This window comes from Microcoleus sp. Pol8_D6, from assembly GCF_036700965.1.
In the GTDB taxonomy this organism is placed as follows: Bacteria; Cyanobacteriota; Cyanobacteriia; order Cyanobacteriales; family Microcoleaceae; genus Microcoleus.
In genome coordinates, this window is record NZ_JAUBPW010000054.1 from 34,874 (window position 1) to 49,484 (window position 14,611).

At 47.6% G+C, this 14,611-nt stretch carries 8 protein-coding genes; 7 read left to right on the plus strand and 1 reads right to left on the minus strand.

The window, feature by feature from the left end:
• Window positions 1-82: 82 nt before the first annotated feature.
• Window positions 83-2,917 carry a PAS domain S-box protein gene (locus tag QUA10_RS20355; protein WP_333082724.1) on the plus strand — a complete coding sequence of 945 codons (2,835 nt, stop codon included), beginning with the start codon at window positions 83-85 and terminating at the stop codon, window positions 2,915-2,917.
• A gap of 461 nt (window positions 2,918-3,378) precedes the next feature.
• On the opposite strand, the gene QUA10_RS20360 is transcribed toward QUA10_RS20355, so the two are convergent.
• A complete protein-coding gene (locus tag QUA10_RS20360) occupies window positions 3,379-3,573 on the minus strand; it encodes a hypothetical protein (protein ID WP_193975465.1) in 195 nt (64 codons plus the stop codon).
• Between the two features lie 383 nt (window positions 3,574-3,956).
• Here QUA10_RS20360 and QUA10_RS20365 point away from each other — a divergent pair, with 383 nt between their 5' ends.
• The 6 genes from QUA10_RS20365 to QUA10_RS20390 all read left to right on the plus strand — a co-directional run.
• Complete coding sequence (locus tag QUA10_RS20365) at window positions 3,957-4,310, plus strand: STAS domain-containing protein (protein ID WP_333082725.1); 354 nt, start codon at window positions 3,957-3,959, stop codon at window positions 4,308-4,310.
• A 140-nt stretch (window positions 4,311-4,450) separates the two neighbouring features.
• Complete coding sequence (locus tag QUA10_RS20370; protein WP_333082726.1) at window positions 4,451-7,285, plus strand: TIGR03960 family B12-binding radical SAM protein; 2,835 nt, start codon at window positions 4,451-4,453, stop codon at window positions 7,283-7,285.
• 933 nt (window positions 7,286-8,218) lie between these two features.
• The gene (locus QUA10_RS20375) at window positions 8,219-8,347 is read left to right on the plus strand and encodes a hypothetical protein (protein ID WP_333082727.1); all 129 of its coding nucleotides are present in this window, start codon (window positions 8,219-8,221) and stop codon (window positions 8,345-8,347) included.
• A gap of 408 nt (window positions 8,348-8,755) precedes the next feature.
• Window positions 8,756-11,083 (plus strand): Rne/Rng family ribonuclease, encoded by a 2,328-nt coding sequence (locus QUA10_RS20380; protein ID WP_333082728.1) that lies wholly within the window; start codon window positions 8,756-8,758, stop codon window positions 11,081-11,083.
• A 1-nt stretch (window position 11,084) separates the two neighbouring features.
• On the plus strand, window positions 11,085-11,771 hold the full coding sequence (locus QUA10_RS20385) for a ribonuclease HII (protein ID WP_333082729.1): 687 nt from the start codon (window positions 11,085-11,087) through the stop codon (window positions 11,769-11,771).
• A 215-nt stretch (window positions 11,772-11,986) separates the two neighbouring features.
• On the plus strand, window positions 11,987-14,611 hold a 2,625-nt coding region (locus QUA10_RS20390; protein WP_333086353.1), incomplete at its 3' end, for a serine/threonine-protein kinase PknK.

Below are 14,611 nucleotides of genomic sequence, written 5' to 3' on the forward strand. Positions count from 1 at the left end.
AGACTTTTGTGGGCTTCACTTAAAGCCGCAGCCAGATCAAATTTTGTATCAGATAATTAATATTTAAGTAAAAGGAATTTTTGTGAAAACGCTCAATATCCTCTTAGTAGAAGACAGTCCCCTAGATGCCGAACTGATTGAGGCATATCTAATGGATGGCGGGCTCCAATTTTCTATGGTGTGTGTGGAAAATCGAGAAGACTTTGCCACGGCGCTGGAAAAACAACGTTTTGACATTATTTTGGCAGATTATATGCTGCCTTGTTTTAACGGGATAGCTGCGCTGGAAATCGCCCACACTACTTGTCCGGGAGTGCCGTTTATTTTTGTTTCGGCTACTTTGGGCGAGGAAGTGGCGATCGAAACTTTGAAAAGCGGCGCTACTGATTATGTTCTCAAACGCCGTTTGATACGCCTGGTGCCGTCGATTGAGCGGGCCCTGCGGGAAGTTCAAGAACGAAATGAGCGCAAGCAAGCCGAAGCACAGCAGCAGGAAAGCGAAGCTCGATTTCGGATTATGGCAGATACCGCGCCGGTGATGATTTGGATGTCGGATACTGACCAACTTGGCGATTACTTTAACAAAGTTTGGCTGGAGTTTACCGGTAGAACTTTGGCGCAAGAAAGGGGCACGGGTTGGATGGAAAACTTGCACCCAGATGACTTACCAGAATATCTGGATATTTACCAAAAAGCTTTCGACGCTGGCAGCGAGTACCGACTCGAATGCCGCCTGAGACGCTATGATGGGGAATACCGCTGGGTTTTGGGTACAGGCGTACCCCGGTACAGACCCGATCGCACTTTTGCAGGTTACATCGGTTCTTACATCGATATTAGCGATCGAAAACAGGCAGAACAAGAACGGGCGGCAGCTTTGTCCCGCGAACAAGAAGCGAGGTTGCAAGCAGAAGAAACAGCTAAAGCGCTGCAATTGGCAAACGATAAAATTACGAACATTCTCGAAAGCATTACCGATGCTTTTATCGCTGTTGATTTAAATTGGAACTATACCTATGTCAACCACCAAGCTATTGAGCTGTTAGGTCAACCAAAAGTAGAACTGATTGGGAAAAAAATTTGGGATATATTTCCCTGCGCTTTAGATTTACCGTTTTACAAAATGGCGACCCAAGCATTAGCAGAAAAGGTAACAATCGAGTATGAAGAATTCGTACCGTTATGGAATAAGTGGTTGAAGATGCGTTTTTATCCTTCCGATTCTGGTTTGTCGGGTTATATCCAAGACGTTACCGAGCGCAAGCAAACAGAAGCTGCACTCCAAGCTAGCGAAGAAAAGCTGAGAATGTTAGCCGAAGCTAACTTGATAGGAATTATCTTCGGGGATGTTAACGGCCGTATTATCGAGGCCAATGATGAATTTTTGCGGATAGTTGGTTACACGCGGGAACAGTTGCATGGCGGGGAATTAAACTCGATTGATATCACGCCGCCGGAGTACCAGTCTCTCGACAAGAAGGGGATGACAGAGGCACAAGCAACAGGGGCTTGCACTCCCTACGAAAAGGAATTCTGGAGGAGAGACGGCAGCCGGATTCCGGTGTTGATCGGATATGTTTTGCTGGCCCAAAAGCGGCAAGAATCTGTGGCTTTTATTCTCGATTTGACGGTTGGCAAGCAGTTGGAAAGAGAACTGCACGATCGAGCCGAGGAATTGGCGCGGGCGAACCGAATTAAAGACGAGTTTCTAGGAACTTTGTCCCACGAATTGCGGACACCGCTGAATGCGATGCTGGGATGGGCGCAACTGCTGCGAAACCGCAAGTTTGACGAAAAAACGACTGTTCGGGCTCTGGAAACGATCGACCGCAATACACGAGCGCTGGCAACTCTGATCGAGGATTTACTGGACGTGTCACAGATTATTACCGGGAAACTGTCGCTGAATTTGCGTTGGGTGGATGTGATTTCGACTGTTGAGGCTGCGATCGATACTCTCGCGCCCGCGATTGCCGCCAAAAATATTGAAATTGTGACGGATTTCGACCCAACTGCAGGACGGATTTTTGCCGATTCCGGTCGCTTGCAGCAGGTAGCGTGGAATTTGCTGTCGAATGCGATTAAGTTTACTCCCGATGGCGGACAGGTGAAGGTGGAGGTGCGAAAGATGGAGAGGACTTTGGCCCGTGAGGAATCCGCTTGCTGTAAAAAATTGTCGCCCGCTAGTGTCGAAATTGAAGTCAGCGACACGGGGCAAGGGATTTCAGAAGAGTTTTTGCCGCACGTTTTCGAGCGGTTCAGCCAAGCTGACAGCTCTATAAGGCGATCGTACAACGGATTGGGTTTGGGTTTAGCCCTAGTACGGCATTTTGTGGAAATGCACGGGGGGACGGTGCAAGCCGAATCAGCCGGGAAGGGAAAAGGGTCGAGGTTTGTAGTGAGATTGCCAATTCAACAGCTTCCTGGTGACGGCGGATTTTCTGTTGCCGGACTCGGGGAGTTGGCGATTCCTCAAAGCAAGGCGCGAGCCCCTGTAAAGGAGTCTTTTGTCAACAGCAATCTTTCGGGAGTTCGGGTGTTGGTGGTCGATAGCGACGCGGATTCCCTGGATTTTGCCTGTACCGTGCTCGAAGATTGCGGCGCCCAGGTGGAGACTGCTAGCTCTGGAAAAGGTGCGTTGGAGGCGATTGAAAGGCTGAATCCGGATGTGTTGGCGATCGATATCGGGATACAGGCCCTTGACGGAGAGGCTCTGCTGCGGCAAGTGCGATCGCGGATGGTGGACAGGGAAATTCCGGCGTTGGCGTTCACGGCGGTTGGTAGGGTAGAGGAACGAATACGGGCACTGCAGCAAGGTTTTCAAATTTACGTGCCCAAGCCGATCGAGCCTGCTGAGTTGGTGGCGGTGGTGGCAAGTTTGGCGGCGCGCTCAAAGATTTTAGATTTTAGATTTTAGATTGACTCCGCGATGACGGATGTCGTAACTACACATCATTTTTCTTGCATTTTAGCGATCGGAAAATTCGGCATAACAACGTTTTTCTTAGTAGAAATCAGAACTCTAGCTAACTTGTCAAGCCCCAACAGTTATAAATTTAATTAGCCTCAAAGTTGGTAATTTTTGATACTGATAGCAGTTTCTAAAAGGAATGCAACTGTAGACAAGTTCCAAACCCTGATCATCATCAGTAGTCCGACTCCTAAAATCTAAAATCTAAAATCTAAAATCTAAAATCTAAAATTGTATGAGTTGCAGGGACGATCGTCCTTAACTGTATCTCCTCAAATATGAAGTTCACTAAATACGTGCTTCAATTGAAAAATGCCATGTCGGGGTCAATGCTTCTCGCACTCCTCTATTTCCCGCCCTACAAGGATTTTGTCTCGCTCTTGGATGTTTCTGGGCCCTGGTTTCAACTATCGACTAGATACCAGTTGCACCCGACCGGCATCCATTTCATCCATTAATAACTCTAAAGCCTCATAATCAATATCCGAGATGTAGCCCAAACGGGTGAGCTCGTAGTTGATTTCGTTTTCAATGTCAGGCGTTAACTGCTTAATGTAGAGGGCTTTTTCTACAAGATGACGAATAGCATAGGTTGCTTGCATAGTAGCTCGGAGAACTCCGTACAAGTTAATTATTATCTGAACAGTCGATCACGCGCGTGATCTAAATCAGAACTAACAAGTGATTTCAATTACATGAATCACTTTTATCTAACAGCCAGGGGAGAGTCGATCGCATTTTTTAGAATTCTCAAGACTAAACCTGCCGGCATAAATAAAAAATAGTATAGTAGCTTACGTTTCCTTCGCAAATCTTGCACAAAATTTTATAAAAAAGAGTCAATAAATAAAGATTCAGTAAAATTACTGAAAACAACTGGTCGATTTCGCTCAGAGCAAGTTAGGCTCAGAGTAATCAAGTAGGTTTAGGCTTACATCTGTCCAGCACAGTAGTTGAAAGTACGTAGCAACCATAGGTTTGACATATGCAGACACTTCTTGCCCATAAACCAATTACGGTGATTCGACCCCTAGACCACCTGAATGCAGCCACCTGCGGAGAACTGGGACGGCAACTCATGACAGCAATTGCAGCCCCCGGGGTTGTAGCGGTACTCGTAGATTTGGGCGCAGTAAAATTTATTGACAGTGCCGGTTTGATGACATTGGTTTCGGGCCTGAAGCAGGCGAAAAAAATGGGGCGCAGGTTTAGTCTTTGCTCGGTATCCGCCGGGATTAAGATGATTCTGGAACTTAGCCAACTTGATCGAGTTTTTGAGATATTTGAAAATGTCGATAGCTTTGAAGCCGAAAACTCCTGTGTAAACCAGCACTGGTAGAGGTGCCTCCTCAGCGAAAACAAGCAACAAAACCCAGTAAATTCCGTTAAATGCCCGAAAAGACAGACTACTGTCGTTGGCGTGTTGGCAGATTTTAAGGTAGGCTGCTTAAGAGTCGCAAATATTTAGCGAGTCGAGCCGTGGCAGTAAAAGTCGAAGAATTACTTACAGCAGACATTAATCAGCCTGCTCGTTATCTGGGAAACGAATTGGGATCTACGCACAAGCCTTGGGACGAGGCATTGGTGCGCTGGGTTCTCACTTACCCAGAAGTTTATGAAGTTGGTGCTTCCAATCTGGGGCACATCATCCTTTACAACATTTTGAACGCAGGGCCGAGACAGTTGTGCGATCGAGCTTATTTGCCCGCACCAGATTTGGCAGCAAAACTGCGATCGACCAAAACTCCGCTGTTTGCCGTAGAATCGAGGCGATCGCTCACAGAATTTGATATTCTGGGCTTCAGCCTCAGCTACGAACTCGGAGCAACAAACATTCTGGAAATGCTGGATTTAGCCGGCATTCCCCTAACTTGGCAAGAAAGAGCAACAAATCCCCAAAACGGTCAAATACCGCTGATTTTTGCTGGCGGGCAAACGGCAACTTCCAACCCCGAACCCTACGCGGACTTTTTTGACTTCATCGCTTTGGGTGATGGAGAAGAGTTGCTGCCAGAAATTGGCTTGATTTTGGCAGAAGGCAAAACAAATAATTTGAGCCGAGAAGCATTGCTGCTGGATTTAGCGCAAATTCCCGGTGTCTACGTCCCGCAATTCTACGATATGGCGGCCGACGGTTCTGTTCATCCCAACCGCCCGCAAGTTCCAGAACGAATTCTGCGCCGCGTGGCAACTCCCATACCAGCTTATTCGATCGGCCTGGTTCCCTACGTCCAGACAGTACACGACAGACTGACAGTAGAAATCCGCCGGGGATGCACCCGCGGGTGTCGCTTCTGTCAGCCGGGAATGCTGACTCGCCCCGCGCGCGATGTCGAACCGCAGCAAGTCGTAGAGGCGATCGAACAGGGGATGCAAGCCACCGGGCACAGCGAGTTTTCCCTGCTTTCCCTGAGTTGTTCCGACTATCTGGCACTCCCTGCTGTCGGGATGGAAATCAAAAATCGCCTGAAAGATAAAAATATTTCTCTGTCTCTACCCAGCCAGCGGGTTGACCGATTTGACGATAATATTGCCGACATTCTCGGCGGTACGCGACAAGGCGGTTTGACTTTTGCGCCGGAAGCTGGTACTCAGCGGATGCGCGACATCGTTAACAAAGGTTTGACCAACGAAGAATTGCTCCGGGGTGTCAAAACTGCGGTCGATCGCGGCTGGGATAAAATCAAGCTGTATTTTATGATCGGTTTGCCCGGAGAAACAGATTTTGATGTTCTGGGTATCGCTGAAACAGTCCGCTGGCTGCACAGGGAATGCAGGATCGATGGCAGGCGGGGACTGAATTTTAACTTGACAATTTCTAATTTTACGCCTAAGCCTCACACTCCTTTTCAGTGGCACTCGGTTTCTACTGCTGAGTTTTCCCGTAAGCAAAAACTCCTGAAGGAAGAGTTTCGGGGGATGCGGGGCGTCAAGGTGAATTACACTGATGTGCGGATTTCGGCAATGGAGGATTTTGTCGGACGGGGCGATCGGCGTTTGGCTGCTGTAGTCCGCCGCGCTTGGGAACTTGGCGCGGGTATGGATGCGTGGTGGGAAAGCTTGGATCAGGCTTACAAAGCTTGGACTCAGGCGATCGATGAGTCGGGCCTTACCTGGAAATACCGCCAAGTCGAAAGCGGCGAGTGGAATCTGTTTGAGATGGAAGAGGAGAAGGAAGAAGGAAGTTCGGCAACGGATTCTGTAACGGATGTAACGGATGTAACGGATGTCAGTCCGATGTCCGTCGGAAGAAGGGAGAAGGAAGAAGGAAGAGAAATCAAGGAAGATTTTTCCAATTCTCCCCCTCTCCCCCTCTCCCCCTCCCCCTCTCTATCTCTCGATCAGACCTTGCCTTGGGATCATTTAGATACGGGGATCGACAAAAACTGGCTTAAAATTGACTTGCAAAAGGCTTTAGAAGCAGCGACGGTTCCCGACTGTTCCTTTGAAGGGTGTTCGCGCTGTGGGGTGTGTGGCACCGATTTCGGACACAATGTGGTTGTGGATGCGCTGCCAATTCCAGAGTTTGCTGGGGAGTTTGTCCCGGATACGGAGCGGAAACAGCGTTTGCGGGTTTGGTTCGGCAAGGTGGGCGATATGGCTTTGGTTGGTCATTTGGATTTGATCCGATTGTTCGATCGAGTAGTCCGCAGAGCCGATTTGCCGATTTCGTTTACCGGCGGGTTTCACCCGAACCCTCGGATTTCTCTCGCAAATGCTCTGCCTCTGGGTGTTACCAGCACTGGGGAAATTGCCGACTTTGAGCTCACTGAGTCGATCGATATTGAGAGTTTTCGGGAAAAGTTGGCCGCTAAGCTGCCGGAAAATATTCCGATTTACAAGGTTGAGTCGATCGATCTCAAGGCTCCTTCTGCTAACCAGTTGTTAGAAGCAGCGGAGTACGTGATTACGGTGGCTGTAGGGGTTTCGTTGACAGAAAATGGCGAATTAGACCATGAAAATTCTGCTCCTGTCTCCGTGGCTCCTGATGCCAACTGGGAAGCTTGGGTCAAGACGATCGCCGAAATGGAGGCTTTTTGGCGGGTGCATACTACTAAGTCGGGAAAGACGAAGGATGTCAATTTGCGCGATCGACTGCACAAACTAGAACTTGTAGAGCAGAAACCAGACAGCACCTCTGCTAGGAGTGCTACATCCGAAGGTAGAGCCGTCTTGCGCTTTACCGGCAGTTGTCGCAGCGATGGCAACTTGCTAAAGCCAGAACATATTGTGTTCATGCTCGAACAAGTCAGCCAGCAGGAAATTCAGCTTCTACAGGTTCAGCGTAGTCAGCTAATCCTGGGTTATGGTTAAGATAGGGAAGCCGTGGTGGAATATTTCACCTTCGGCTCTCGATCGGGATGTGTCGTTTCACGCTATAATCGCTTGTTATGGAAGCCGCGGCGGCTCGAGCGCTTTAGTCGCTCGCCGCCCTCGTCAACCAGCAACGCGGGCTGGGTGCAAATTGCTTCTGTTCAAGACTTCAAGCCTTTTTGTTGTACATTCACGGGCTAAATCTAGCGCCAAACCCGCCGGAGCGGGGTCTGAACCAAATTTAGCGATTAATTTCGATCAATCGACTGGTTGTCGGTGGTCGGCTTATTCAAAAATCTCACGGTTCAAACCGCAGAGCGGGTATTCAACAATAGATTTTTTTTACGGGTCAAAAAACGCAGATAAGCCCCCGACTTAAGTCGTGGAGAACCAAAAATTTTAGATTTTAGATTAAAGTTCCAGCTCCCAGATTTATCTGTGGAGTAAATCTAAAATCTAAAACCTAAAATCTCAAATCGACTGACCCGTCAAAAAACGGAAATAAGCCCCCGACTTAAGTCGTGAAGAACCGAAAATTTTAGATTTTAGACTTTAGTTCCAGCTCCCAGATTCATCTGTGGAGTAAATCTAAAATCTCAAATCTCAAATCGACTGACCCGTCAAAAAACGGAGATAAGCCCCCGACTTATGTCGTGAAGAACCAAAAATTTTAGATTTTAGACTTTAGTTGAATGTCCCAGATTCATCTGTGGAGTAAATCTAAAATCTCAAATCTAAAATCTCAAATCGACTGACCCGTCAAAAAACGGAAATAAGCCCCCGACTTAATTCGTGGAGAACCAAAAATTTTAGATTTTAGAGTCTAGTTCAATGTCCCAGATTCATCTGTGGAGTAGATCTAAAATCTCAAATCTAAAATCTCAAATCGACTGACGAGGTTTTAGGGTTGGCAGGGGCGGAGGTTGCAGTCGAATGCCAAGCTGGGGTATGTTGAGTGCGATCGCACAAGAATTCAACAAAAGTCCTTACGCTTTCACTCCTACCTACTTTCGCTCAAAACCAGCCCTCAACCACCACGCAAGCGGAGTTATCAGTTCGTAGTGTTAAGTTGTGTGTTAAGAAATTGGTACGGTGTCAATGAATTTATTCGCTGAGTTCAAAGGAAGAGTTGTAAGTGTTGAATTTTGAGTATTGATTTCGCAATTGTCAACTCAAATCTCAATATTGCTAACTCGATAAAAGCCTCCTTATTTCTATCTCTCAGATTTATCTGCTGAGCATAACTCATAACTCTGTACGGGCGGGTTTAACTACTTTATCTGTAACAGTTAACAGTGAACAATCAACAGTTAACAGTTAACAGTGAACGGTCAACAGTTAACTTTCCTTCCACCCTGCACCAACTCACAGCTAATAACTCTTCAAGCTACTACTAATTACAGTCTAAGTCAGAGGCACTATGAGTGCGTAAGTGTCTCTAACTTGCTGCCAGTTTTTTGAGGAAATTGAATGACAAAGCAGATAGTTATAGCAGAGCAGCATCGCATTGCTGCCGTCTTTTCAGAAGATCAAATCCAAGAACTTGTGGTAGCTACAGGCAGCCATCAAGTCAGTGACATTTACTTAGGTATTGTTGAAAATGTACTCCCTGGGATAGATGCGGCCTTCGTTAATATTGGCGATCCAGAACGTAACGGGTTTATGCACGTCACAGACCTCGGCCCGCTGCGCCTTAAACGCTCGGCAGGAGCAATTACAGAACTCCTGACCCCCCAGCAGAAAGTGGTGGTACAGGTAATGAAAGAACCGACGGGCAGCAAAGGCCCCCGGCTGACAGGCAACATTACCCTGCCAGGCCGCTATTTGGTACTGATGCCCTACGGCAGGGGAGTCAATCTTTCACGGCGGATCAAGTCGGAAGCCGAGCGCAACCGCCTCAGAGCCCTGGCTATTTTGGTGAAACCGGCCGGGATGGGGCTGCTGGTACGCACTGAAGCTGAAGGGATGACCGAAGAAGCGATCATGGAAGATTTGGAAGTCCTCCAAAAACAGTGGGAAGCCGTTCAACTCGAAGGCGGTACTTCGCGGGCGCCGGCACTACTCAACCGGGATGACGATTTTATCCAGCGGGTGCTGCGAGATATGTTCAGCGGTGACGTAAATCGGATTGTGGTGGACTCGCAAAATGGAATTAAGCGGGTGAAGCAGCAGTTGATGAGCTGGAATGGCGGTAAACTTCCTGCGGGAGTTTTGATCGATCACCACCGAGAGCGCGCCTCGATTTTAGAATTTTTCCGCGTTAACGCTGCGATTCGAGAAGCCCTCAGACCAAGGGTTGATTTGCCTTCGGGTGGTTATGTGATTATCGAGCCGACTGAGGCGCTGACGGTGATCGATGTCAACTCTGGCTCGTTTACTCGATCGGCGACGGCTCGGGAAACGGTACTCTGGACAAATTGCGAAGCAGCAACGGAAATTGCTAGACAACTGCGGTTACGCAATATTGCCGGGGTGATTATTGTTGACTTTATTGACATGGAATCCCGCCGCGATCAGTTGCAGGTGCTGGAACATTTCAATAAAGCTCTCAAAGCTGACAAAGCTCGACCGCAAATCGCTCAACTGTCGGAATTGGGACTGGTAGAACTGACTCGCAAGCGCCAAGGTCAAAATATTTACGAGTTGTTCGGCCACAGTTGTCCTACTTGTAGCGGGTTGGGTCATCTGGTGCACTTGCCTGGGGAAGAAGACTTCGCCGCAGCGGTGCGGGAATCGGGCGATCGCACCGTTGCTACGTCGAACCGCGTTTTGTTGAATTTGCCCGAAGGATTGGAACGCCGCAGCTTGACGCCTGTGGCAGCTGCAACTCCTGCCCCCGTGCGGGAAGAACGCCCCCCCGAACCTGCTCGGGCTGCTTGGGAGCCTCAAAGCGAAAGTTTGGATTTTGAGACCGGCAGCAACGCATCGCCTTTGGACTTGCTCAACCATCCCAGCTATCAGGATTTGGGGAACGGAACCAGACGCCGCCGCCGCCGCCGGATTGGCGAAGAGCCTTTTGCTCTCCCGGCGGAGGAGGAACCTGTACGTAGCAAGTTGCGGCTGCCGAATACTTCGAGCGCCCCCGTCGCGGATACGCGCTCTGAGTATCTGGCACCCCCCGGCATCCGGGCGGCTTCGGAGGGCTTCGGGCTGGTGAATATGGCGACTGTTGGCAGGCGCGAGGATTTCGATCGCGTGCGTCCGGCTAAGTCTGAGTTGATGAAGCCGATGGTGGAGCCTCCAGAGGTGATTTCGGTGGAAATGACGGCGGAGGAGCAGGATGTTTATGCTCTGATGGGGGTTTCTCCTTTGGTGCTTACTGATCGCAGCGTGAAAAATCCTAAGAATGCGATCGTTTCGGTGACTCTCCCCGGAGCGGCACCGAACAAGCCGCCTTTCGAGCAGCTCGAATTTGAATTTGAAGCGACGACGCCTCCACAGAATGTTGAGGAACCTGATTATTATCCAGAAAGGTCGGTAGTTGAGCCTGCTTTTTCTGAGGATGATGATGATGATGATGCCCAAATTTATGGCGAGAGTTCGATCGACGAAACTGATGATTTTGATCGGATGGAGGAACCCAGCGATGTGAGGGACGAATCCTATGAACCGATCGAATCCTATGAACCGATCGAATCCTATGAACCGATCGAATCCTATGAGCCGATCGAACTCAATGAGCCGATCGAATCCCATGAGCCGATAGAAGCCAGCCAACCCAGCCAACCCAGCGAGCCAGAGGAGCCTGCTATCAACCGTCGCCGCCGCCGCCGCTCGTCAGCCGTTGTGGATGAGTGATATGAAGTCAGAGGGAAGAAGGAAGAAGTCAGAGGGAAGAGGGAAGAAGGAAGAAGTAGAAATTTTTACTCTCTTCCCATCTTTCCATCTTCCCCTTTCCCCCTCTCCCTCGAACGCTCTGGTAATTGCGGGTGTGGATGAAGTCGGACGAGGAGCTTTGTTCGGGCCGGTGGTGGCTGCTGCCTGCATTTTGCCCGACGAAGTTCTCGATGAATTAGCAAGTTGCGGGGTGCGCGACAGCAAGCAGTTGAGTGCCGCAGCCCGGAGTCGGTTAGCTGTGAAAATCCGGGCTGTGGCGGTTGACTGTCAAGTTGGTGCGGCTTCGGTGCGGGAGATCGATCGCCTCAATATTTTGCAGGCTTCTTTGTTGGCGATGAAACGGGCGATTTTGAAGTTGAAGGTGACGCCGGATTTGTGTTTGGTTGATGGGAATCAAAGAATCCCCAATTTGGCGATCGAGCAAGAGACGATGATTAAGGGTGATGCGCGATCGATTCAGATTGCTGCTGCTAGTATTGTGGCGAAGGTTTGGCGCGATGAATTAATAGTACGTTTGGCTGTTAAGTATCCTGAATATGACTTGACAAATAACAAGGGATATGGAACAGCAAAACATAAATTGGCTTTGGAACGCTGCGGGCGATCGGCTTTTCACCGAGTGTCTTTTAGCCCTTGTCGAAAATCTTAAAATAACGGTGAAAAACTTAGCTAATTTGAGCGCAATTATATAAAATTTGAAAAACCAAGAATTTCCGCTTAAAAAATTCAGCTAGTACAGGCTGAACAATGTATATCACCTGTTAGAGAAACGAGCTAAGCAATAGAGCTGTCTTAATCTATTCCGAAATTTATCATTTTCATGCTCCGGTAGCATCTATAGAATCTTTATTTAACCTCTTCAGCATGACTGATAATTTGTTAACTATTCCCGGCTATCGCATCATTGAGCAAATCTACAATGGCTCTAGAACACAGGTTTATCGAGGAATTTCTGAGTCAAACCAAAAAGTAATTATCAAACTGCTATTGAGCGAGTATCCCACTTTTAGCGAACTCGTGCAGTTGCGGAATCAGTACACCATTACCAAAAATCTTGACCTTCCCGGAATTGTCAAACCCATTGCACTCTTAAACTACCGCAATGCTTTTGCTCTGGTAATGGAGGATGTTGGGGGTGTTTCCCTTGCTGAGTATACTGCTAATGCTGAAGCGAAGAATTTGGGCGATCGTCTATCAAGTAATTCTGAGGTTTCCTCCCCCCATACTTCGCCCCTACCCCTCGATGAATTTATGCCCATCGCGATTCAGATTGTCCAAACCATAGAAGGACTATATCACAACCGAATTATTCACAAAGATATTAAGCCCCAGAATATTATTATTCACCCTAAAACTAAAGAAGTTAAATTAATTGACTTCAGCATTTCCTCTCTTTTACCCCGAGAAAACCAACAAATCCAAAATCCAAACGTCTTAGAAGGAACACTAGCTTATATGTCCCCGGAACAAACCGGAAGGATGAATCGAGGGATTGACTACCGCACCGATTTTTACTCATTAGGAGTCACATTTTACCAACTGCTAACAGGGAAATTACCCTTTAACTCTACCGATCCGATGGAGCTAGTTCACTGCCATATTGCTAGGATTCCAACACCCCCGATCGATCTGATTCCAGCTATCCCGGCAGTGTTGAATAACATCATTATGAAAATGATTGTAAAAACTCCAGAATCGCGCTATCAAAGTGCTTTTGGACTGCGGTACGACTTAGAAAATTGCTGGCAGCAATGGCAAGAGAATGGGAAGATTAGCCAGTTTGCCTTGGGGAATAGGGATATTTGCGATCGCTTCGTCATTCCCGAAAAACTCTACGGTAGAGAAACTGAAATTAAGGCCCTACTAGAAGCATTTGATCGCGTCAGCGAAGGCACTTGCGAAATCATGCTGGTGGCAGGCTTTTCCGGCATTGGTAAAACTGCCGTCGTCAACGAAGTTCACAAACCCATTGTCCGCCAACGGGGTTACTTCATTAAAGGTAAATTCGACCAATTCAAGCGCGATATACCCTTCTGGGCATGGGTGCAAGCATTCCAGAATTTAATCCGACAATTACTTACCGAAAGTGCTGCAGAGGTGCAGAAATTGCAGGTCAAAATATTAGAGGCGTTGGGTGAGAATGCTCGAGTCATTATCGATGTCATCCCCGAATTAGAACGACTAATTGGCAAGCAGCCAGAAGTGCCAGAACTAGAGGGAACTGCCGCTCAAAATCGCTTCAATCTATTATTGCAAAATTTCATCCGAGTCTTAGCGACAAAAGAGCATCCTTTAGTAATTTTTTTGGATGATTTGCAGTGGGCAGACTCAGCTTCCTTGAAGCTAATACAATTGTTGATGAGCGAGACGAATACCCGCTATCTGTTGTTAATGGGAGCGTATCGCGATAATGAAGTTTTTCCAGCACACCCACTGATCCTGACCTTGGATGAGATTCGCAAAAACTCGGCAACAGTCAACCAAATTACTTTAGCACCCCTAGACAAAACTTCCCTAAATTGCCTGATTGCCGATACTCTTTCCTGTCCACCAGAAAGGGCGATTCCTCTGACGAAACTAATTTTTACCAAAACCAAAGGTAATCCTTTTTTTGCTACTCAATTTCTTAATTTTCTTCATAAAGATGGGTTAATTAAGTTTGATTTAACCCCCCCACCCCCCCCTTGGCAAAGGGAAGCAAGCGGGGGTTGGCAATGCGATATTTCCCAAGTTAGGACGCTAGCTTTTACCGATGATGTGGTCGAGTTTATGGCGATTCAGTTGCAAAAATTGCCCATAGATACCCAGAATGTTCTGAAACTTGCAGCTTGTATTGGCAACCAATTTGACTTAGCAACCCTGGCAATTGTTCATAAAAAATCTCAGAGTGAGACAGCGGCTCATGTGTGGAAAGCGTTGCAAGAAGGGTTAGTTATTCCGATTACTGAAGTTTACAAGTTTTTTCACGACTCGGAATCAGTTGAAGTTGCACAAGCGTCGGAGTTATCGGTTCCCTACAAGTTTTTACATGACCGAGTGCAGCAAGCAGCATATTTTCTGATTCCCGAATCCCAGAAACAGTCAACCCATCTCGAAATTGGGCAACTGCTATTGAGGAATACTCCTGAAGCAGAAATACAAGATAAAATTTTTGATATTGTCAACCAGTTGAATATGGGGGTGGAGTTAATTGAGTATCAGACTGAGCGAGATCGACTAGCTCAATTAAATTTAATTGCGGGACGTAAAGCTAAAGCTTCAACTGCTTATGCTGCGGCAAATATCTATCTGCAAACAGGCATTGAACTCTTGAGGGCCAACTGCTGGCTTCTTCAGTATGAATTGACCCTGAATCTCTATATTGCTGCCGCTGAAGCTGCCTATTTAAATGGTGACTTTGATGGTATGGAACAGATGGCAGCACTGGTTTTGCAAGAAGCCCAAACAATTTTAGATCGAGTTAAAATTTACGAAATTAAAATTGCCGCT

What these genes read in the sequence shown, in the direction of transcription:
- QUA10_RS20360 (WP_193975465.1), bottom strand. Translation starts at nt 3,573, where the DNA reads ATGCAAGCAACCTATGCTATTCGTCATCTTGTAGAAAAAGCCCTCTAC.
- QUA10_RS20365 (WP_333082725.1), top strand. Translation starts at nt 3,957, where the DNA reads ATGCAGACACTTCTTGCCCATAAACCAATTACGGTGATTCGACCCCTA.
- QUA10_RS20375 (WP_333082727.1), top strand. Translation starts at nt 8,219, where the DNA reads ATGCCAAGCTGGGGTATGTTGAGTGCGATCGCACAAGAATTCAACAAA.
- QUA10_RS20380 (WP_333082728.1), top strand. Translation starts at nt 8,756, where the DNA reads ATGACAAAGCAGATAGTTATAGCAGAGCAGCATCGCATTGCTGCCGTC.
- QUA10_RS20385 (WP_333082729.1), top strand. Translation starts at nt 11,085, where the DNA reads ATGAAGTCAGAGGGAAGAAGGAAGAAGTCAGAGGGAAGAGGGAAGAAG.